This is a genomic window from Curtobacterium sp. MCLR17_055, from assembly GCF_003234305.1.
Classification (GTDB): domain Bacteria; phylum Actinomycetota; class Actinomycetes; order Actinomycetales; family Microbacteriaceae; genus Curtobacterium; species Curtobacterium flaccumfaciens.
This window is the reverse complement of the sequence record NZ_QKSX01000017.1, coordinates 1-20,707: the sequence shown is the minus strand read 5'-3', so window position 1 is coordinate 20,707 and position 20,707 is coordinate 1. Positions and strand designations below refer to the sequence as shown.

The 20,707-nt window shown below is 71.0% G+C and carries 20 protein-coding genes and 1 tRNA gene; 9 read left to right on the top strand and 12 right to left on the bottom strand.

Annotated elements, in window-relative coordinates; all coding sequences use genetic code 11:
- Nucleotides 1-53: 53 nt before the first annotated feature.
- Both DEJ09_RS14395 and DEJ09_RS18235 read right to left on the bottom strand, forming a co-directional pair.
- Nucleotides 54-653 (bottom strand): copper resistance CopC family protein, encoded by a 600-nt coding sequence (locus DEJ09_RS14395; protein ID WP_111089042.1) that lies wholly within the window; start codon nucleotides 651-653, stop codon nucleotides 54-56.
- A 41-nt stretch (nucleotides 654-694) separates the two neighbouring features.
- The gene (locus DEJ09_RS18235; protein ID WP_155896891.1) at nucleotides 695-862 is read right to left on the bottom strand and encodes a hypothetical protein; all 168 of its coding nucleotides are present in this window, start codon (nucleotides 860-862) and stop codon (nucleotides 695-697) included.
- Nucleotides 863-1,084: 222 nt separating this feature from the next.
- Between DEJ09_RS18235 and DEJ09_RS14390 the strand changes: the two genes are divergently transcribed.
- The gene (locus DEJ09_RS14390) at nucleotides 1,085-1,798 is read left to right on the top strand and encodes an alpha/beta hydrolase (protein ID WP_111089041.1); all 714 of its coding nucleotides are present in this window, start codon (nucleotides 1,085-1,087) and stop codon (nucleotides 1,796-1,798) included.
- Nucleotides 1,799-1,889: 91 nt separating this feature from the next.
- Here DEJ09_RS14390 and argG read toward each other — a convergent pair whose 3' ends face one another.
- A complete protein-coding gene (gene argG, locus DEJ09_RS14385) occupies nucleotides 1,890-3,332 on the bottom strand; it encodes an argininosuccinate synthase (protein WP_042540079.1) in 1,443 nt (480 codons plus the stop codon).
- Nucleotides 3,333-3,436: 104 nt separating this feature from the next.
- Between argG and DEJ09_RS14380 the strand changes: the two genes are divergently transcribed.
- On the top strand, nucleotides 3,437-3,889 hold the full coding sequence (locus DEJ09_RS14380) for an HTH domain-containing protein (RefSeq protein ID WP_111089040.1): 453 nt from the start codon (nucleotides 3,437-3,439) through the stop codon (nucleotides 3,887-3,889).
- Nucleotides 3,890-4,013: 124 nt separating this feature from the next.
- Here the strand turns inward: DEJ09_RS14380 and DEJ09_RS14375 are convergent.
- Nucleotides 4,014-4,085, bottom strand: a tRNA-Arg gene (locus tag DEJ09_RS14375).
- 13 nt (nucleotides 4,086-4,098) lie between these two features.
- The gene (locus tag DEJ09_RS14370; RefSeq protein ID WP_111089039.1) at nucleotides 4,099-5,202 is read right to left on the bottom strand and encodes an epoxide hydrolase family protein; all 1,104 of its coding nucleotides are present in this window, start codon (nucleotides 5,200-5,202) and stop codon (nucleotides 4,099-4,101) included.
- 216 nt (nucleotides 5,203-5,418) lie between these two features.
- Here DEJ09_RS14370 and DEJ09_RS14365 point away from each other — a divergent pair, with 216 nt between their 5' ends.
- On the top strand, nucleotides 5,419-6,111 hold the full coding sequence (locus DEJ09_RS14365) for an HAD family hydrolase (protein WP_111089038.1): 693 nt from the start codon (nucleotides 5,419-5,421) through the stop codon (nucleotides 6,109-6,111).
- An 88-nt stretch (nucleotides 6,112-6,199) separates the two neighbouring features.
- On the opposite strand, the gene DEJ09_RS14360 is transcribed toward DEJ09_RS14365, so the two are convergent.
- From DEJ09_RS14360 to DEJ09_RS14345, 4 genes are all read right to left on the bottom strand, one after another.
- Nucleotides 6,200-7,345, bottom strand: a complete 1,146-nt coding sequence (locus DEJ09_RS14360) for a TIGR03364 family FAD-dependent oxidoreductase (protein ID WP_111089037.1) — start codon at nucleotides 7,343-7,345, stop codon at nucleotides 6,200-6,202.
- A gap of 248 nt (nucleotides 7,346-7,593) precedes the next feature.
- Nucleotides 7,594-8,088, bottom strand: a complete 495-nt coding sequence (locus DEJ09_RS14355; protein WP_027466591.1) for an HNH endonuclease — start codon at nucleotides 8,086-8,088, stop codon at nucleotides 7,594-7,596.
- 353 nt (nucleotides 8,089-8,441) lie between these two features.
- The gene (locus DEJ09_RS18490) at nucleotides 8,442-9,413 is read right to left on the bottom strand and encodes a C40 family peptidase (RefSeq protein ID WP_111089036.1); all 972 of its coding nucleotides are present in this window, start codon (nucleotides 9,411-9,413) and stop codon (nucleotides 8,442-8,444) included.
- Between the two features lie 242 nt (nucleotides 9,414-9,655).
- Nucleotides 9,656-10,351 (bottom strand): metal-dependent transcriptional regulator, encoded by a 696-nt coding sequence (locus tag DEJ09_RS14345; RefSeq protein ID WP_071404062.1) that lies wholly within the window; start codon nucleotides 10,349-10,351, stop codon nucleotides 9,656-9,658.
- 184 nt (nucleotides 10,352-10,535) lie between these two features.
- On the opposite strand from DEJ09_RS14345, the gene serC reads away from it, so the two are divergent.
- Nucleotides 10,536-11,651, top strand: a complete 1,116-nt coding sequence (gene serC, locus DEJ09_RS14340; protein ID WP_111089035.1) for a phosphoserine transaminase — start codon at nucleotides 10,536-10,538, stop codon at nucleotides 11,649-11,651.
- A gap of 82 nt (nucleotides 11,652-11,733) precedes the next feature.
- Here the strand turns inward: serC and DEJ09_RS14335 are convergent, their stop codons facing one another.
- On the bottom strand, nucleotides 11,734-12,504 hold the full coding sequence (locus tag DEJ09_RS14335; protein ID WP_111089034.1) for a DUF3027 domain-containing protein: 771 nt from the start codon (nucleotides 12,502-12,504) through the stop codon (nucleotides 11,734-11,736).
- Nucleotides 12,505-12,508: 4 nt separating this feature from the next.
- A complete protein-coding gene (locus DEJ09_RS14330) occupies nucleotides 12,509-12,886 on the bottom strand; it encodes a cold-shock protein (protein WP_017888041.1) in 378 nt (125 codons plus the stop codon).
- A 55-nt stretch (nucleotides 12,887-12,941) separates the two neighbouring features.
- On the opposite strand from DEJ09_RS14330, the gene DEJ09_RS14325 reads away from it, so the two are divergent.
- The 5 genes from DEJ09_RS14325 to DEJ09_RS14305 all read left to right on the top strand — a co-directional run bounded on the left by DEJ09_RS14325 (nucleotide 12,942) and on the right by DEJ09_RS14305 (nucleotide 19,303).
- Nucleotides 12,942-13,241 (top strand): hypothetical protein, encoded by a 300-nt coding sequence (locus DEJ09_RS14325; protein ID WP_128780559.1) that lies wholly within the window; start codon nucleotides 12,942-12,944, stop codon nucleotides 13,239-13,241.
- Between the two features lie 28 nt (nucleotides 13,242-13,269).
- Complete coding sequence (locus DEJ09_RS14320; RefSeq protein ID WP_111089033.1) at nucleotides 13,270-15,036, top strand: helicase-associated domain-containing protein; 1,767 nt, start codon at nucleotides 13,270-13,272, stop codon at nucleotides 15,034-15,036.
- Between the two features lie 48 nt (nucleotides 15,037-15,084).
- Nucleotides 15,085-16,782: a DNA repair helicase XPB gene (locus DEJ09_RS14315; protein WP_027466594.1), complete on the top strand. Its 1,698-nt coding sequence runs from the start codon at nucleotides 15,085-15,087 to the stop codon at nucleotides 16,780-16,782.
- A gap of 51 nt (nucleotides 16,783-16,833) precedes the next feature.
- A complete protein-coding gene (locus DEJ09_RS14310; RefSeq protein WP_017888045.1) occupies nucleotides 16,834-17,529 on the top strand; it encodes a response regulator transcription factor in 696 nt (231 codons plus the stop codon).
- Between the two features lie 79 nt (nucleotides 17,530-17,608).
- Nucleotides 17,609-19,303, top strand: a complete 1,695-nt coding sequence (locus DEJ09_RS14305) for a cell wall metabolism sensor histidine kinase WalK (protein ID WP_111089032.1) — start codon at nucleotides 17,609-17,611, stop codon at nucleotides 19,301-19,303.
- Nucleotides 19,304-19,496: 193 nt separating this feature from the next.
- On the opposite strand, the gene DEJ09_RS14300 is transcribed toward DEJ09_RS14305, so the two are convergent.
- The gene (locus tag DEJ09_RS14300) at nucleotides 19,497-20,393 is read right to left on the bottom strand and encodes a hypothetical protein (RefSeq protein ID WP_146245739.1); all 897 of its coding nucleotides are present in this window, start codon (nucleotides 20,391-20,393) and stop codon (nucleotides 19,497-19,499) included.
- Between the last annotated feature and the right edge of the window lie 314 nt (nucleotides 20,394-20,707).

The window sequence follows — 20,707 nt, the reverse complement described above, 5'->3', positions numbered from 1 at the left end:
CGTGCGACCCGACCGCTTCTGCTCACGAAGCGCGCGTCGCGGCGACGCGCGCGCTACGCGCTGCGGCCGCGCCGCAGCAGCAGCACGACGACCGCGCCGGCCACCAGGACGGCTCCGGCGCCGAGGCCGATCCACACGCCCGGCGCGATGCCCGGCGACGAGGACGGAGCACCGTCCGAGGCTCCGGTGGCCGTCGCGGTGGCACTCGACGTGGGAGCGGTGCTCGCCGTCGGGGTCGGGGTGACGCTCGCGCTCGGGGTCGACACGGGCGCTGCGGCCCGGTACTCGAACGCGAGCGTGCCCTCGATCGGGTGGCCGTCCGGCGACACGTACCGCCAGAGCACCGTGTAGCGGCCCTGGTCGAGGTCGACCGCGCGGCGCATGGTCGTTCCGGAGACCGTCACGTCACCCGTGGCGACGTCGGCACCGGAGGCGTCCGTCACCTGGATCCGGAGTCCGGCGTCGAGGCCGGCGAGCGGTGCCTCGGAGAAGGTCAGGTCGACGGACTCGAGCGGTTCGGTGACGACCGCCCCGTCCGCCGGGGTACTGCTGGTCAGGGCCGAGTGGGCCGACGCGGGCTGGACACCGACGAGCGTCAGCAGTCCCGCCGCGACGATCGCCAGTGCCGCCGCCGTGGTTCGAGCTGTGCGCATGCGCAGACTCTACCGACGGTCGAGCGGCAGCCCGCTGGGGGTCAGAGCTGCTCGCCGAGGAAGTCCGCGTAGGTGGGCTCGTAGCGCGCTTCACTGACGCTGACGAGCTGGTGGCCGGTTCCTTCGAGGCGTTCGGCGACGAGGGCGGCGAGGTCTTCGGGCGAGCGGAGGCCGTGGCGGTGCCAGGCGTTCTGGATGGTGGCGGTCATGGCGACCAGCCCTTCGTCGAGATGATGCGCATCTCGGATCCGTCCGGGTCGACCCGCTGTGCCAGACCTCACAGATCGTGAGGAGCATCGTGACGACGAGTCCCTGATGACTGACCCGGTACCGCAACGATACGGTCGCGCCGGAGCGCCGTCGAGGCGGATGCGTTTCGCGGCTGACGGACGCGGCGGACCGGCGAGGCGAGTGCGCTGTAGCGTCGGCCCATGGAGATCCTCTTCGTCCACGGCGCGCTCGTCCGCGACGGCGACTGGTGGTGGCAACCCACCGCCGACCTGTTGTTCGACCGCACCGGTGTCCGCAGTCGATCGGTGGCGCTGCCGTCCTGCGGCGAGGGCCCGTCCGGCCGCCCCGAAGGCGGGCTCGCCGAGGACGCGGCAGCGCTCCGGGCCGCGCTCGACCGCAGCGACGGCGCGATCGTCGTCGGGCACTCGTACGGTGGCACGGTCATCGCCGAGGCCGGCCCGCACGATGCCGTCGAGCACCTGGTCTACGCGTCGTCCTACCTGCCCGACGTCGGATCGGCCCAGGCCGGGATCATGTCGGACGAGCCCGATCCGGTGGCGATCGGTGATGCCGGGGACGGAGCCCTGGCAGTGGTCGGGTACGACGCCTCATCGTTCGGCGCGCGGTTCCTGCAGGACGCCGACCCGGAGGTGCAGCGAGCTGCGTGGGACCGTGTCACCGCACAGTCCGCTGCCGCGTTCGTCACGCCGACCACCGCGGCGGGCTGGCAGGGCGTCGACTCGACCTACCTGGTCTGCACCGAGGACCGGAGCACCACCGTCGGCCTCCAGCGAGCGCACGCGGCACGGGCGACGCGGAGCGTCGACGTCCCCAGCGGGCACCATCCCTTCATCACCCGGCCCGAGCTGGTCGTCGAGCAGCTCGAACTGCTGCTCGGGAGCACCGCGGCCTGAGACGTCGCGACGACGGACGGGAGGCTCGGTGCCAGCTGGCACCGGGCCTCCCGTCATCAGGGGGTCGCGCCCAGGGCGCGGGTCCGCTCGATCAGTCGGTGCCGGAGTCGAAGGCAGCGCCCTCGGAGGCGAGGTCCGTGCGACGACCCATCGCGTCCTCGGCGTCGGAGGCGACGATCGCGCCGCCGAGGATCTCCTCGGCCTCGCCCGCCTCGAGCTCGCCGACGAGCTCGGCCGTCGCGCCACCGATGAGGCCGGCGGCAGCGTACTGCTCGAGCCGCGAACGGGAGTCCGCGATGTCGAGGTTGCGCATGGTGAGCTGGCCGATGCGGTCGTCCGGGCCGAAGGCGGCGTCGCCGACGCGCTCCATCGACAGCTTGTCCGGGTGGTACGACAGCGCGGGGCCCGTGGTGTCGAGGATCGTGTAGTCGTCGCCGCGACGCAGGCGCAGCGTGACCTCGCCGGTGACGGCGGAGGCGACCCAGCGCTGCAGCGACTCGCGGAGCATGAGGGACTGCGGGTCGAGCCAGCGGCCCTCGTACATCAGGCGACCGAGACGGCGACCCTCGTTGTGGTACGAGGCGACCGTGTCCTCGTTGTGGATCGCGTTGAGCAGGCGCTCGTAGGCGATGTGCAGCAGCGCCATGCCCGGAGCCTCGTAGATGCCACGGCTCTTCGCTTCGATGATGCGGTTCTCGATCTGGTCGGACGCACCCAGGCCGTGGCGGCCACCGATGGCGTTCGCCTCGTAGACCAGGGCGACCGCGTCCGTGTACTCGACGCCGTTGATCGCGACGGGGCGACCGGCCTCGAACCGGACGCTGACGATCTCGGTCGCGACCTCCACGTCGTCACGCCAGGCGGCGACGCCCATGATCGGCTCGACGATGTCCAGGCCGCTCGACAGCTCTTCGAGGCTCTTCGCCTCGTGCGTCGCGCCCCAGATGTTCGCGTCGGTCGAGTACGCCTTCTCGGTGGAGTCGCGGTACGGGAACCCCCGGGCGACGAGCCACTCGCTCATCTCCTTGCGGCCGCCGAGCTCCTCGACGAACTCGGAGTCGAGCCACGGCTTGTAGACGCGCAGACGCGGGTTGGCCATCAGGCCGTAGCGGTAGAACCGCTCGATGTCGTTGCCCTTGTAGGTGGAGCCGTCGCCCCAGATGTCGACGCCGTCTTCCTTCATCGCGCGGACGAGCATCGTGCCCGTCACCGCGCGGCCGAGCGGCGTCGTGTTGAAGTACGTCTTGCCACCGGAGCGGATGTGGAACGCGCCGGTCTGCAGGGCGACCAGGCCCTCTTCGACCAGGGCGCTCTTCGCGTCGACCAGTCGGGCGATCTCGGCGCCGTACTCGTGGGCGCGGCTCGGGACGGCGTCGATGTCCGGCTCGTCGTACTGGCCGATGTCGGCCGTGTACGTGCAGGGGATCGCTCCCTTCTCGCGCATCCAGGCAACGGCGCAGGAGGTGTCGAGACCCCCTGAGAACGCGATGCCGACTCGTTCGCCGACGGGGAGACTGCTCAGGACCTTGGACACGGGGTCAATCGTACGGGGCCAGCGGGGTCGACTACCGTCCGGGGCGACGGTTGTGGAGAACTGACCTGCCACCTGACCCGCCGTCACACCAGGAAGGGAACGAGATGACTGCCGAAGCCCTCGTCGTTCGGGCGGAACTCCGCGCGCTGATCGAGCACGGTTCCGTCGCACCCGACGCGATCGCGCAGATGACCGGGATCTCGGAGTCCACGCTCTCCGCGTACCTGGACGGACCAGGAACCGAGCACCAGGGTCTGACCGCCCTCGGGGTTGGGCTGACTCCCGACGAATCGCAGCGACTCGCCGTCTTCGCAGCCATGCTGGCCGCTGCTCGGAGCGTGACCGACGACGACCGCGTCCGCGGCATCCTCGAGGGGCTCACGCAGGTCTCCGGGCTGACGGTCGCGAACATCGCGTCGCTCACCGGGATCGCGGAGTCCGACCTCGACGCGTTCTCGAGCGATCCGACCGGGGTGAGCGATGCCGTGAAGTACACGATCGCGACCCGGACCTCGTTCCTCGTGAACGCCGTCAACCTCGCGACGCCGAGGCACTGAGCGACACCGAGACACTGAATCCTGCTGGTGCCCCTGGACGGCACTGCAGGGACTCGAACCCCTCCGACCTGCTGGTGCCCCGGGACGGCACTGCAGGGACTCGAACCCCTTCGACCTGCTGGTGTGCCCCTGGAGGGACTCGAACCCCCAACCGTTTCCTTAGGACGGAACTGCTCTTCCATTGAGCTACAGAGGCTGGCCCGTCCACTCTAGCGGCGGAAGGGCCCCAGGAACGCGTGCAGTTCGTCGACGAACAGGTCGGGCTGCTCGAACGGCGCGAAGTGCCCGCCGCGGTCGAGTTCGTGGTGGAACACGAGGTTCGTGGTGCGCTCGAGCCACTCCCGCGGCGCCCGCACGATGTCGCCGGGGAAGATCGAGAACCCGGACGGCACCTCGACCCGTCGTTCCAGCTGCTCCGCCGGGATCGCCGCGTTCGCGTGGTACATCCGCATCGCTGAGCCGATCGTGGCGGTGGCCCAGTACTCGGTGAGCAGCGCCAGGACCTCATCGCGCGTGTAGACCGACCACAGGTCCCCGGCGCAGTCGCTCCACGCCCGGAGCTTCTCGACGATCCAGGCAGCGAGACCCGCGGGTGAGTCGTTCAGCCCCACGGCGGCGGTCTGCGGCTTCGTCCGGTGCAGCATGGCGTAGGCGCCCTCGGCGGTGCGCCACCGATCGGTCGCGGCAACGAACTCCTGCTCGGCCCCGGACAGCGTCGACGGGTCGAGCCCCGGCCAGGCGAGCCCGCCGTCGATGCGGTGCACGGCGACGACCCGGTCGGGGTGGTCGAGCGCCAGGTAGCGGGCGACGTGTGTGCCGATGTCGCCACCGGACACCGCGAACCGCTCGTACCCCAGGTCCGTCATCAGCGTCGCCCACATGCCGGCCACCTGCCGGGCGTCGAGCACCTGCGGCGGCGCATCCGAGAAGCCGTACCCGGGCATGTCCGGCACGACGACGTCGTACCCGGCGGCGACGAGCATCGGCAGCACCTTGCGGTACCGCCAGCCGGAGTCCGGCCAGCCGTGCGCGAGCAGGACCGGCAGGGCGTCGGGCTGCGGAGCACGGGCGTGCAGGACGTGGATGCCGATGCCGTCGACGATGACACGGCGCGAGGGCAGCGCGGCGAGCTCGGCGCGGTGCGCGTCGGAGTCGAACCCGTCGGCCCAGTACTCGACGAGCGGGCGCAGGACGTCGAGGTCCACGCCGAGCGACCAGCCGACCCCGGCGGGTGCGTCCGGCCAGCGCGTGGCGCGCAGCCGCGCGCGCAGGTCGTCGATGGTCGCGTCGTCGATGTGCGGTGTCTCGCCCATGCGGCCGACGCTACTCAGCGCCACCGACGCAGATCGGCGAGCGCGGACCGGAGCCGCTCCCCCTGGCGGACCGACTGCATGTCCGCACAGGCCGTGACGAGCCTCCCGGCGGCGTTCACCTGGCGGACACCCGCGCATCCTCTGCCCGCAACGGGGTGCGTCGACGCTGGTCGGACCGCGCCGGTCCCGGCGTGACGGCACGTACCCAGGAGTCCCATGATCTCGCTCGTCTGCCTCGACATGGCAGGAACCACCGTCGACGACGGTGGCGTCGTCCTCGACGCCTTCCGCACCGCGCTCACCGACGTCGGCCTCGAGCGCGGGAGCACGGAGCACGACCGCGCCGTGCAGTACGCGGTCGACACCATGGGCCAGTCGAAGATCGCCGTCTTCACGGCACTGTTCGACGGTGACGGTGTCCGCGCCGAGGCCGCGAACACCGCCTTCGAGCGCGCCTACGCACGAACCCTCGACCGCGGCGTGCGGCCGGTGGACGGCGCCGTCGAGACGCTCGTCGCCCTCCGCGCAGCGGGGCGACGGATCGCGCTGACCACCGGTTTCTCGCCGGCGACGCGCGACGCGGTGCTCGACCTGCTCGGCTGGCGGCCGCTGGTCGACCTCGCGCTCTCGCCCGCCGACGCCGGGCGCGGGCGCCCGTACCCGGACATGGTGCTCACCGCCGTGCTCCGGACCGGCACGGACGACGTCCGTGACGTGGCAGTCGTCGGGGACACCGTCGCCGACCTGCTCACGGGACACCGCGCCGGCGCCTCCGTCGTGGCGGGCGTGCGGACCGGCACGCATCAGGACGCCGACTTCGCGACCGTCCAGCACACCCACGTCCTCGACTCTGTCGCCGAGCTGCCGTCGGTGCTCGCCGAGGTCGACGACGCAGCTGCCACGGTGTGACGACCGCGTGACGACCTCACCGGTGCCGGAAGCCGCCGGGGTCGCACCGTTCGCCGCGTGGCCGGGGCTCCGCGACTGACGGTCTCCCTCAGCCGAGGACCGTCGGCGCGATGCCGAGGCCGGTCGTCATGCCGATGCCCGTGGTGACCGTCACGACGTCGACCCCGGGGACCGGCTGGTCGATGAGGAACTCCCGCCCCGGCGCCGATGCGTAGACGCCCTGCCACCGGTCGACCACCGAGACCGGCGCACCGAACAGCCGCTCGGTCTCGGTGACGAGCAGCCGGAAGCCGTCCTCGTCCTGGAACGGCGGCGCGTCGACCCCGCGCTCGTGGGTGTCCCCGACGATGACGCTGCCGTCCGGCGGTGACGTGTACATCTGGTTGAGGTCCCAGCGGATCCCCTCGGGCAGGTCGGCGGTGAGCCGGTCCCGCAAGGCACCCGCTCCGGGCATCGCGGCGAACCCCGAGTAGCGCAGCAGCGACCATCCGGTCAGCAGCGGTGTGGCGAGCGGGAAGGCGAGCGGGATCGTCGCACGCAGCATGTGGAGCCGGCAGCGGACCAGGCCGATCGACTCGGCGAGCTCCGGGAAGAGCTGGTCGAGGTCGTGGTTGGTGCAGACGACGATCCGGGTGCCCTCCACGACGCCGCGACCGGTGCGGACGGCGCCGGTGGTGACCTCGAGCGCGGGGGTGCGCCAGTGGAAGGTGACCCCCTGCCCGGCGAGCCAGCGCGCGATCGCGGGTGCCGCCTCCCGGGGGTCGACCTGCAGGTCGTGCGCGAGGTGCGCGCCGCCGAGGGCCGAGCCGGGGGCGACCGGCACCGCCGCTGCGATCTCGGCCGCGTCGGCCAGCCGCAGGTCCGCGCCGGAGTCGCGGTACTCCTCGAGCACCGCCAGCTCCTCGGGACGACGGGCGACGACGTGGGCACCGCGTTCGCGGGCCGTGAACCCGGCGAGCTGCGCGAGTGCGAGCCAGCGGCGGCGTGCTTCCTGGGCGTACCCGGCCGCCTCCCCGGTCTGCGGGGTGACGCAGGCGTGACCGAAGTTCCGGACGCTCGCCCCCACGACCGCGCCCGCACGATCAACCACCGCGACCCGGGCGCCCTGCAGGAGCGCCTCGTAGGCCATGCCGAGCCCGACGATGCCCGCGCCGACCACGACGACGTCGTACCGTTCGGTCAGCGGCTGGTGGTCCGTCTCAGCGTCGAGTGCGGTGTGTGCGGAGCGGGGCATGAAGACCTTTCGGGCGGCGCGGAGTGCCGGTCCGGCGCGGATGCCGCAACTGTCGCAGGTCAGCGGTGGGGCGGGGTTCCGTCCCGGTGCACGTGGCGTGGACGGCGCGTGAACTCGGCGGGCACCTGTCCGGACAGGCGAGGACGCCCGCGGCGGTGCCGGGAGTCGCGGTGCGACCGTCGGACTGGAGGCCCGTGGCGGCGTCGCCACGGGCCTCCAGTCCGTCTGGTGGTGCGGACCGACGGCCGCTACGCGGCCACGAGGTACTCGTCCCACTCCGCCTGCGGACGCTCGATGCCGCGCACGACCCACGAGGACCCGTGCGGCACCTTCGGCGGGAACCGGAGGCGCCAACCCATCTCCTGCGGGGTGCGGTCACCCTTGGTGTTGTTGCAGGCCAGGCAGCAGGCGACGAGGTTCTCCCACGAGTCCTGCCCACCGCGCGACCGCGGCTGCACGTGGTCGATCGTGGTGGCGTGCCGGCCGCAGTAGGCACAGTGGTTGCCGTCCCGACGCAGCACACCGCGACGGGACACCGGCACGAGCCTGGAGTGCGGGATGCGCACGTAGCGGGTGAGGATGATGACGGACGGACGGTCGTAGCTCGACGTCGACCCGGTCACCGGGTGTTCGACGTCGGCGGCGACGATGGCGGCCTTCTGGTTCATGACCAGCACGAGGGCTCGTCGGAACGAGATCACCGCGAGGGGCTCGTAACCGGCGTTGAGGACGAGAGTGCGCATGGGTTCCCTTCCGACGTGCCTGGACGGCTTCCAGGCGCTGCGGGTGCGTCGGACCGACGACGCGAACGGGTGAGGACGACCTGTTCACACCCCTGGAACCACGAAGAGCACCACCCGGATGGGCAGTGCTCTCGTCATGCAGGGGCGTGCTCGTGCACGCAGGCTGTGCTCGACCATATGTCAACGCGCGCGCGCGGACCCATGGTGCGGGTCGTGCGGAACATCGACATGAGGGTCTCCTGTTCGCGCCGGTGCGGACCGGTGCAGCGTCAGGTTAACCCAGAAACCGGCCCGGCACGAGGGTGTGCGGGCCGGTTCTGGAGAAGTTCACACTCCCCCGGGGGCAGTGTTCGCTAGATGCCGAAGCGGACGATGTGGTAGTCGCTGGTCCAGATCGGACGGATCTGCACGGTGCCGCCGGGCTTCGGGGCGTCCATGATCATGCCGTTCCCCATGTAGAAGCCGTCGTGCGCCTCGTTGTTGAAGATGACGACGTCGCCGGGCTGCGCCTCGGACTCGGGGATCGTGGTGCCGGCCTGGTCCTGCAGCGGCACCGAGTGCGCGAGGTTGATGCCGTACTGGGCGTACACGAACATGATGAAGCCCGAGCAGTCGAAGCCCGACGGGTCCGCGCCACCGAAGACGTACGGGGTGCCGATGTACTGCTTGCCCGTGGCGACCACGGCCGGCAGCGAGAACGGGGTGTCTGCGGCGGACGAGCTGGCCGCGTACTCGGCGGCGGTGGGCCCGGTGTACGAGGAGTACTGCTTCGCGGTCGCGGCACGGGCAGTCTGGGTCTGCTCGGCCTGCTCGGCGGCTTCCTTGGCTGCGGCGGCCTGGTCCGCGGCAGCCTGCTTCGCGGCCTTCTCGGCGTCGAGCGTCGCGGTGGACGTCGCGCCGAAGCCGTCACGGCTCGTGTCGGCGAGCGCCACGGCGTCGGAGACCGACAGTTCCTGGCTCTGCGTGGCCCGGACCTGACGCTGGGCGTCGGCGGCGGCGGTCGAGTTGCTCGAGGTCGTCGCTGCGAAGGCCGGGGCGACCGCGACCGTGCCGAACATGCCGGCGGCCACGGTGAGGACGACCGGTGCGAGGAACTTGCGCTTGCGCGACGAGGAGCTGGCCTTCGCGGTGTTCGCGGCTGCCGCGGCCTGCGCGGCACGACGACCACCGGGCAGCGGTGCGGAGCGCACCGGCACGACCTTGCGGACCGGGCGGCCCTCGGTCTCGCGCACGGCCCGCCGGGTGAGCGGGGCGGTGGTGGCGTTCTCGGTGTTCGTCGGGTTCGCGGGCGTCTGGTCGTCCGCGGCGGTACCGGTCTGCGTCAAGAGGTGTGTCTCCAACGTCTCGTCATCACGCCGCCGTGGGTGTCCGGCGGTGTGCAACCCCATCCGTTCGTCATCGTTTCCGATCGAGGCAGGAGACGGGTTCGAGACGTCCTGCCACGGGTCTCCGGCTCAGGGGCAGCGCGGCGACTCGGACGAGTGTACGGAAGCGTCGTTACCGAGTCGAGACCAAACGCCCCGTGGGTAACGAAACGGTAAAGACTCTCAGGAACGACCAGGAACGGTCAGCCGCGTTCGATGTAGACGTGCTGCGCGACCTCGATCGGCAGCTCGATGCCCGAGTCCTCACCCTCGACGCGGACCGCGACGTAGGCGCCAGCACGCTGCACGCTCGCCACGCGCCCGGGCATGACGCCGGCGGTGCGGAGCTGGTGCAGGAGTTCCGGTTCGAACTGCACGGGCTCGCCCAGGCGTCGGACGACCCCGGTCGTGACGGCGTCGGTGCCCTCGGTCGCGGCGACGATGTTCTGGACGCCGTCGAGGAACCCGGCGGCCGCGGGGCCACCGATCTCGGCGAGCCCGGGAATGGGGTTGCCGTAGGGGGATTCCGTCGGGTTGCCGAGCATCTCGAGCAGGCGGACCTCGACCTGCTCGCTCATGACGTGCTCCCAACGGCAGGCCTCGTCGTGCACGAAGGCCCAGTCGAGTCCGATGACGTCGGCCAGCAGGCGTTCGGCCAGACGGTGCTTGCGCATCACGTGCGTGGCGCGGGAACGGCCCTCGTCGGTGAGCTCCAGGTGCCGGTCGCCGGAGACGACGACCAGGCCGTCGCGCTCCATGCGGGCGATGGTCTGCGAGACCGTCGGGCCCGAGTGTCCGAGGCGCTCGGAGATGCGCGCGCGCAGCGGCACGATCGCCTCTTCCTCGAGGTCGAGGATGGTGCGAAGGTACATCTCCGTGGTGTCGACGAGATCGGTCACGGTCCGCCTCTCATGTCTGGGCCCAGCGCCGACCACACTACTTGTTCGCACCGACGAACACCGACCGGCGCCCGGGTGCACGTGAGAAAGGGTCATCCGACGCGGTGGACAGGTGGGTCGGACCCTCCCCGTCCGGCCGGTACACGGGCTCGGGCAGGCGGATCGGCGTCGGTAGGATCGGTGCATGGCAGACATCGTCATCCCGGCCGAACTCCTCCCCACCGACGGTCGCTTCGGCTGCGGTCCGTCGAAGATCCGCGGCGCCCAGCTCGAGTCCCTCGTGACGCGCGGCGCCACGATCCTCGGCACCTCGCACCGCCAGAAGCCCGTGAAGGACCTGGTCGGCAGCGTCCGCTCCGGCCTCGCAGACCTGTTCCAGATCCCCGAGGGCTACGAGGTCGTCCTCGGCAACGGCGGCTCGACCGCGTTCTGGGACGCCGCCGCCTTCGGCCTCATCGAGCGCCGTGCCGAGAACCTGTCCTTCGGCGAGTTCGGGTCGAAGTTCGCCAAGGCCGCAGCGGCCCCGTGGCTCGAGGCGCCGCACGTCGTCGAGGCGCCGGGTGGCTCCCTCGCTGCCCTCGAGCCGGTGGAGGGCGTGGACGTCTACGCCTACCCGCACAACGAGACCTCGACGGGCGTCATGGCCCCGGTCGTCCGCGCGACCGGTGACGCCGGCGCCCTCACCGTCGTCGACGCGACGAGCGCCGCCGGTGGTGCCCTGTTCGACGTCAGCGCCACCGACGTCTACTACTTCGCCCCGCAGAAGAACTTCGCCTCGGACGGCGGCCTGTGGCTCGCGCTGCTCTCCCCCGCCGCGATCGAGCGGATCGAGCGGATCGCCGCCTCCGACCGGTACATCCCGGAGTTCCTGTCGCTCAAGAACGCCGTCGACAACTCGCGCCTGAACCAGACCCTGAACACCCCGGCGATCTCCACGCTGCTGCTCCTCGACGAGCAGGTGCGGTGGATGAACGAGTCCGGCGGCCTGGCATGGGCAGACCTCCGCACGAAGACGTCGTCGTCGACGATCTACGACTGGGCCGAGGCCAGCGACTCCGCGACCCCGTTCGTCACCGACGCCGCCGCTCGGTCCCAGGTCGTCGCCACGATCGACCTCGACGACTCGATCGACACCAAGGCCGTGGCCGCGACCCTGCGCGCGAACGGCATCGTCGACACCGAGCCGTACCGGAAGCTCGGCCGCAACCAGCTGCGCGTCGCGACGTTCACCGCGATCGACCCGGACGACGTCGCGAAGCTCGTGCGCGCGATCGACTTCACGATCGACGCCCTGCGCTGACGTCGGGGACACCCGCCGGAACGAGGACGGGCCCGGCACCACCGGATCGGTGGTGCCGGGCCCGTTCGTCGATCCGGGTGGGTCAGGCGCGGTGGAAGCCCGGATCGGCCTCGCCGGCGTCGAGCTGGTCGACCTCGAGATCGGCGTCGGGCTCGAACGGCTGCACGCGGCGGGCACGGCGACGACGGGGCGGCTGCGGGGCCTCGTCCTCGGTGTCGGTGTCGCTCACATCGGCGAGCGCATCGACGTCCACACCCTCGATGTCGTCGTCGTCCGACTCGTCGAGGTCGTCCTCGTCGGCGTCGAACTCGTCGTCATCGTCATCGTCCGACTCGTCGTCGTCCTCGTCGTCATCCGAGTCGTCGTAGTCGTCGTCCTCGTCCGAGTCCTCGTCGTCCTCGTCCGACTCGTCGTCGTCCTCATCCGACTCGTCGTCGTAGTCCTCGTCGTCCGAGTCCTCGTCCGACGCGTCCTCGCCCTCGTGCTCCTGTGCGGCCCGGTACTCGGCCAGTCGCTCGGACCACGGCACCCACTCGGGCGCGACGAGCGAGCCGTCGCCGGGCATCAGCTCGACCTCGAGCACGGTGGGTTCGTCGTCGCCGATCTTCGCAACGCTGACGGTCCAGCGCCACCCGGGGTACCCGGGCAGGCGGTTGGCGAACAGGACGGACACGACGCCGTCCCCTTCGTCCACCGTGCCGACGGGTGCGCCGACGGTCGACTCCGGGGTGACCTCGAGCAACGCCTCGCGCGCCAGGTCGGTGTAGTCGATGGACGCTGCGTCGACGGATGCTACGTCGGTGGACGCAGCGTCGGGAGCCGTCTCGGCCCCTGCTGTCTCGGACTCGGTCATGGGGTCACGCCTCCAACTGGTCTGCGACGTGCCGCAGGATGGCGGCGATGCGATCGCCGTTCTTCGGGTAGCGGCCGTGGCGGAGGTCTCCGCTGATCCGGTCGAGTTCCTTCACCAGGTCCTCGACGATCACGGCCATGTCGTCCGCGGAGCGACGGGTCATCCGCGACAGCGACGGCTGGGGCTCGAGCAGCCGCACGGACAACGCCTGCGACCCCTTCTTGCCCTGGACGACGCCGTACTCGAGCCGCGTGCCGGCCTTGACGGTCACGACGCCGTCGGGCAGCGAGGACGCGTGCAGGAACACCTGGTCGCCGTCGTCTCCGGTGATGAAGCCGAAGCCCTTGTCGTCGTCGTAGAACTTGACCTTGCCGGTGGGCATGCGTGGACTCCTCGAGGTCGTGGTACGGCCGTGGTGCGTCGGATATCCTGGGTCGATGGCCAAGCCGACCCGATCAACCGGGAACCCGCAGGACTCCGCAGAACCCCCGGTGACGTTCAATCGTACCGAACGCGCTCTGGCGTTCATGATCGGTGGGATCATCATCCTCGGCCTGCTCTGCTTCGTCGCGATGATCATCATGTGGCTCACCGCTCCCAGCGCCCAGGGTGCGATGCCGTGGCCGGTGGTCATGGCGATTCCGCTCTACGGCTTCCCGATCGCCATGGTGCTGGTCTTCACGCTCCTCGGCATCACCTGGACACGTCGCGCACGAGCGAACCGGACGGCTCGCTGACGTCCGCCCCGGACGCTGGCACCGGACGATGACGACCACCGCCGACCTCGCCGCCCGACTCCGGGCGATGCCGGACGATGCGCTCGAGCGCCTCGTCGCGGCGAGGCGACTCCCCACCGCTGCACTCGCCGAGACCGGCCCGCAGCGCATCACCGACTTCTTCGACCTCGCCGAGGCGCTCCGCAGCGACGACGCCGTGGACGCCGCCGTCGAGCACCTGCCGCGCGCCACGATCCTGGCGCTGCGCGACGGCGGAGCGGTCGACGCGCTCGGCCCCGCGATCGAGCTCGGCCTCGCCGACGAGGACGGCGCCGTCGACGACGCGGTCGCCGCACGCGTGGCCGCCCACCCCGACCTCACCTCGCTCGACGAGCAGCCTGGAGGCCCGGAGCAGGTCCGCCCCGCTGCTCCCGCCCTCGACGCCGCGGCGCTCGAGCGTGCGCGCACCACCGGCGCGGAGCAGGCGTTCGCGACGATGACCGTGCTCGCCGAACTGCTGCGGGCGGTCGACGCCGGCGCCGTCCGCGAACTCGTGAAGGGCGGGATCGGCATGCCGCTCGCCCGCACCCTGGCCGAGCGCATCGGCACCGATGCCGAGCTCGTCGCCGGTCGCCTGGCGCTGCTCGACGGCATCGGGTTCGCCGACCCTGACACCGGACGCTGGATCGTCACCGATCCCGGGCACGCGTGGTTGCTCGCGAGCTGGCCGGAACGCTGGGTGTCGCTGGTGGCCGCGTGGTCGGACACGCTCCCGCCCGCCGTGCACCAGGTGCTCGAGCTGGCCGACGGGGACCTGCGCGACCTCGTGCCGCTCGGGCGCTGGGCGTACCCGGCGGGGTCCCGCTGGCTCGACGCCCTGCTGCTCGACGTCGCCGGCACCGCGGCGTCGCTCGGCCTGGCGGTCGACGGCATCGTGACGAGCACCGGTCGGGCGCTCCTCGACGGCGACGCCGAGCAGGCCGCCGACGACCTGCCGGGCACCGTCGAGCGGGTCTACCTGCAGCACGACCTCACCGTCATCGCACCGGGGCCGCTCGCGCCGGTGGACGACGACGCCCTGCGCACCGTCGCCGTGCTCGAGGCACCGGGACTCGCGGCGCGCTACCGCATCTCCGAGGACACCCTGCGCGCGGCGTTCCGGGCCGGACACTCCCGCGACGACCTGCTGTCCCTGCTCGGACGGCTGTCGGCCACCGGGATCCCGCAGCCCCTCGCCTACCTGATCGACCAGGTGGCCGGACGCGACGGCAGCATCGTCGTCGACCGGGGGCCGGGCGGCGTCGGGACCGAGGTCCGCGGCACCGCCGACCAGCTCGACCTCGTCGGGGTGGACGCCGAGCTCCGGCAGCTCGCGTGGGAGCGGCCCGACCTGACGACGCTGACCACTCGCTACCCGCCGCACGTCGTGCACACCGCGCTCGAGGACCAGCGCTACCCGGCCGTCCTGACGACCGCAGCCCGCCCCGAGGCGCACCACGGGCCTCCCGGCCGGCGCAGCCCCACCGGACGCTCGCCGGAGCAGTCGGCGCACGCACTCGTCGAACGGCTCCGCCTGACGACGCAGCGCGGCGACGCGGAGCCGGAGCAGGAGTGGCTCGGTCGGCAGATCGACCTGGCCGTGCGCGGACGCACGCCGATCCGTGTGACCGTCCGGATGCCGGACGGCTCGGAGCGGCCGTTCTCGATCGTGCCGACCTCGGTCGCGGCCGGACGCGTCCGCGGGCGGGACACGGCCGTCGACGTCGAGCGCACCCTGCCGCTGTCACTCGTGGTGTCGGTCGAGAGCGACGCCTGAGCCGCGCGGTCACCCGCACGCAGGTGCCGACGGCTAGGCTGGCAGGTCATGAACGGACCGCTGATCGTGCAGAGCGACCGCACCGTGCTCCTCGAGGTCGCGCACCCCGATGCCGAGGACGCACGCCACGAGCTCGCGGCCTTCGCCGAGCTCGAACGCGCTCCCGAGCACGTGCACACCTACCGGATCACCCGCCTCGGACTCTGGAACGCGCGCGCCGCGGGCCACGACGCCGAGGCGATGATCGACACCCTGGAACGCTTCGCGAAGTTCCCCGTACCGCAGAGCGTCACGGTCGACATCCGCGACACGGTCTCGCGCTACGGCCGGCTCGTGATCCGTCGCGAGGAACGGCCCGACGCGCCCGTGATCGCGAACTCCCCGACCGAGGAACTCGAGCGCCTGCCGCTCCTGCTCCTCACCGCCGAGGACCCGTCGGTGCTGGCCGAGGTCATCCGGTCGAAGCGCATCAAGCCGTTGCTCGGTGACATGCGGTCCTCGACCGAGGTCGAGCTGCAGCCGTGGGCGCGGGGGCAGATCAAGCAGGAGCTCGTGAAGCTCGGCTGGCCGGCGGAGGACCTGGCGGGCTACACCCCGGGCCAGCCGCACCCGATCGACCTGGACACCGCCGAGTGGCACATGCGGCCGTACCAGGAGCAGGCGGTCGACACGTTCTTCGCCCAGGGCTCCGGCGTCGTCGTGCTGCCCTGTGGCGCGGGCAAGACGCTCGTCGGCGCGGGTGCGATGGCGACCGTCAAGGCGACCACGCTCATCCTCGTGACGAACACCGTGTCGGCGCGGCAGTGGCGCACCGAGCTCCTCAAGCGCACGACCCTGACGCCGGAGGACATCGGCGAGTACTCGGGCAGCGTCAAGGAGATCCGGCCGGTCACGATCGCGACTTACCAGATCCTCACCGCCCGCCGGAAGGGCGAGTACACGCACCTGTCGCTCCTCGACGCCCTCGACTGGGGGCTCATCGTCTACGACGAGGTGCACCTGCTGCCCGCGCCGGTGTTCAAGCTGACCGCCGACCTGCAGGCCCGCCGACGCCTGGGCCTCACCGCGACGCTCGTGCGCGAGGACGGCCGCGAGGGCGACGTCTTCTCGCTCATCGGGCCGAAGCGGTACGACGCCCCGTGGAAGGAGATCGAGGCGCAGGGCTACATCTCGCCGGCCTCCTGCTACGAGGTCCGCATCGACCTGCCACACCAGGACCGCCTGGAGTACGCGGCGTCGAGCGACGACGAGCGCTACCGGCTCGCCGCGACGTCCCCGGCCAAGACCCCGGTGGTGCGGGAACTCATCGAGAAGCACCGCGGTGAGCAGATCCTGGTGATCGGGCAGTACATCGACCAGCTCGACGAACTCGCTGCGTCGCTCGACGCCGCGGAGATCACGGGGGCGACCCCGGTCGACGAACGGGAGCGGCTGTACGACGCGTTCCGGTCCGGCGAGGTCGACGTGCTCGTCGTCTCGAAGGTCGCGAACTTCTCGATCGACCTGCCCGACGCGACCGTCGCCATCCAGGTCTCCGGCTCGTTCGGGTCCCGGCAGGAAGAGGCGCAGCGGCTCGGCCGGCTCCTCCGCCCGAACAAGGACGGCCTGCCCGCGTCGTTCTACACGCTCGTGGCCCGGGACACCGTCGACCAGGACTTCGCGCAGAACCGGCAGCGGTTCCTGGCGGAGCAGGGCTACTCGTACACGATCCTGGATGCCGACCAGGTCCAGACGCCCGTGGGCTGACGCACGAACCGCTCCCAGGAAACCCCGAGGGAACAGTCAGAAGATAGGACCATGAGCGATGGCCCCAAGATCCTGATCGTCGACGACGAGCCGAACATCCGCGACCTCCTGACGACCTCGTTGCGCTTCGCCGGCTTCGCCGTGCGTGCGGTGGGCAACGGGGCACAGGCGATCTCCGCCGTGCTGGAAGAAGAGCCGGACCTCATCATCCTCGACGTGATGCTGCCCGACATGAACGGCTTCGGCGTGACCAAGCGCCTGCGCTCCTCGGGCTACACCTCGCCGATCCTGTTCCTGACGGCGAAGGACGACACCGAGGACAAGATCACCGGCCTCACCGTCGGCGGCGACGACTACGTCACCAAGCCGTTCTCGCTCGACGAGATCGTCGCCCGCATCAAGGCCATCCTCCGTCGCACCATGAACGACGAGGAAGACGCGATCATCCGCGCCGGCGAGCTCACGATGGACCAGGACACGCACGAGGTCACGATCGGCGACGCCCAGATCGAGCTCTCGCCCACCGAGTTCAAGCTGCTCCGCTACCTGATGCTCAACCCGAACCGCGTGCTGTCGAAGGCGCAGATCCTCGACCACGTGTGGGAGTACGACTTCAACGGTGACGCGGGCATCGTCGAGAGCTACATCTCGTACCTGCGCCGCAAGCTCGACCAGTACTCCGCCGAGCCGATCATCCAGACCAAGCGCGGCTTCGGCTACATGCTGAAGGCGTCCAAGGCTTCCTAGGAGCAGGAGTCCCTCGGGGCTCGACTTCACGGCGGTCGTCCGGTTTCACCGGGCGGCCGCTGTCTATCGTTGGGGCAGCATGCACACGCGAATGAACCACTGGTGGGACGGGATCTCCCTGCGCACCAAGATCACCGGGATCACGGTGCTGCTCGTCGCGCTCGGATTGCTCGTCGCCGGACTCGGCACGATGACCGTGCTGTCCACCTACCTCATGCAGCAGCTCGACAACACGGTCAAGCAGACGACCGAGCAGCTCGAGGGCCAGAACATCAGCGACGGCGAGCAGTACTGCAAGCTGTCCGTGGTGGTGTCGCAGAGCGCCTACGTCGCCGCGTACGACGCCGACGGCGACCGGATCTGCCAGACGAAGGCGTCGAGCCGGCCCGACGTCCGCGAAGCCACCCTGGTCGAGGCATCGCAGGCGAACCAGCGCATCTCGCTCTACGACAGCCAGCACAACCACGAGTGGCGTGCGCAGATCATCCCGGCGTCGCTGCAGAACCAGTCCGACGGCACCACCGAGACCGGCTACGTGCTCATCGCGGTCTCCAGTGCCGGTACCGACGAGACGATCGGCAAGTTCACCGCGATCTTCCTCGGGTTCGGTGCCTCGGTCATCCTGCTCGGCGCCATGCTCACCCGGCTGCTCGTCACCGCGACCTTCGACCCGCTGCGCGACGTCGAGGACACCGCCGCACGGTTCGCCGCGGGTGACTTCAACCAGCGCCTCGAGGCCGACACCCCGAACACCGAGGTCGGCCGCCTCAACCGCTCCCTCAACGTCATGCTCGAGCGGATCGACTCCGCGTTCGAGGACCGCGAGCGCACCATCGCCCAGATGCGCCGGTTCGTCGGGGACGCCTCGCACGAGCTCCGCACGCCGCTGGTGTCCCTGCGCGGGTACGCCGAGCTGTACCGGATGGGTGCCCTGCGCAAGGAAGAGGACGTCGCCCAGGCGATGGAGCGCATCGAGAAGGAAGCGCAGCGGATGGGCCTGCTCGTGCAGGACCTGCTGCAGCTCGCCCGCATCGACGAGTCGAAGCCGCTCGAACTCGGCCCGGTCGACCTCGTCGCCATCGCCCGTGACTCGGCGCTCGACACGATGGCCTCCAACCCCGACCGCGAGATCCAGGTCCTCGTCGAGGACTCCCTGACCGGCGAGAGCGTGCCCCAGGCCGTCCGCCCGTCGGCGTCGTCGTCCATCGGCTCTCCGGACTCCGGCGAAGCACCGCCCGTGTCGCCCACCTCGGCGAACACCACCGGGCCGATCGCGTTCTCGCGCCAGACCATCGCGCGCCTGCGGGCCCGTCGGACCCGCGCCATGAACATCGACGCCGGTGCCGCCCCGACCGACGAGACCACCCCGCTGCCCACGGTCGTGCTGCCGAAGCGCCCGCCGATCGTCCTGGCGGAAGAGAACAAGATCCGCCAGATCGTCACGAACCTGATGGGCAACGCCATGCGGTTCACGGCGAACGACGACCCGATCGAGATCGGCATCGGCGTGGACGACGAGCGCGGCATGGCACACCTCGACGTGATCGACCACGGTGAGGGCATCCCGCCGCAGCTGCGCGAGAAGATCTTCCAGCGCTTCTGGCGTGCGGACACCTCCCGCGCCCGGGACACCGGCGGCTCGGGCCTCGGGCTCGCCATCGTGTCGGGCATCGTCGCGGCGCACCACGGCTCCGTCGAGGTCTTCGACACCGAGGGCGGCGGCGCCACCTTCCGCGTCTGGCTCCCCCTGCTCCCCCGCGACTTCGCCGCCTGACCCGGGCGGGCCGCTGACCGGGCGCTCGTGTCCCGCGTCCCGGGCGGTCACAACACCCCGTCCGACGCCGCCGAGCGGTCACGATCTGTCGTCTGCGCGCCCGCTGACCGACAGTTCGTGACCGGCCGGCGCACAGCCGACGGCATGTCGTGACCGCCCGGCGAAGAGATCTTCAGCGTGGCGATCACTGCCGTCACGCTGACCGCCGACGACTTCCGACCGCTCGGACCTCGAACGCCTGGCGGAGTCGCTCGAACAACACCGCGGGTCGGTGTGCGTCCGATGCCGTCGCGTGGATCACGAGCCAGTCGTTCACCACGAACCCGTTGTCCCGTCGTTGATCGTGTCGGAAGGTGTCGCGCTCCCGGTGGTGATCGCCGTCGTACTCCAACGCGATGCGGAACTCCGGCCACGCCATGTCGACGCGTCCGAGGAACCGCCCCGCACCGTCGTGCACGTCGACGTTCAGCTCCGGCTCGGGGAACCCCGTTTCGACCACGGCCAGACGGAGCCAGGTCTCCTGCGGCGACTCCGCCCCGGCCCGGACGAGGTCCAACGCGCGCCGAGCAGCGAGCGCGAAGCGTGTGCCGGGGCGGATCGACACACGGAGGTCGTCCGCCGTCGCCAGCCCGGCTGGTCCGACGAGGTGGTCCCCGATCGCGACCAGCGCGTCACGTGCGAGCACGCCGGCGCACTCGAACCACATCTGCGCGGGGACACTGACCGGGAACCCGCGGTGTTCGACGGTCCTCGGCCGGTCCAGCCGGTGCGCGACCACGCCGGGCCGACGCATCCGGCTCCCGTCCCTCGCGGTCGAGACGTGCACCGGGCCGACCGAGCGCACCGACTGCGGCAGTGGCGCACCCCAGATCGCGGCGGCGGTCGTGTGGCTGAAGAACTGGTCGGGACGCATGACCAGGGCGACGGCGTCGATGAAGTCCACCGAGTCGATCGGAGCACGCACACCGTGCACCGGGGCTGCCAGGTCGGCGCGTCGGAGCCGTTCCGGATCGATGCCGTGACCGACCGCATCGGCCACGCGGAAGGTGGATCGGTCGAACGGAGCAGGGAGGCGACGGGCAGCTGGCATGCCGTCATGGTCGTTGCGGGGCACGTGAGCCGGCCACGCGCACTCGGGACCTGTGGAGAACGAGGTGAGCCGGGCCTCCTGTGCGGGAGAGAAGACCCATGACACGTGCAAGCCGCACGCACGAGCCGGCCACGACTCCCCGCTCCTGTGCCGCCGGACGGTCACGAAGTGTCGACTGGAACGGGCACAACCGACGGTTCGTTACCGCTCGGCGAACCTGAGCGGGGTGTTGTGACCGTTCGTGATAAGCTTGTTCTCACCCCGCGTCGCGGCGGGCGCGGTGTTCCCGGACCTCCGCCCGCTTGCCGCACCCC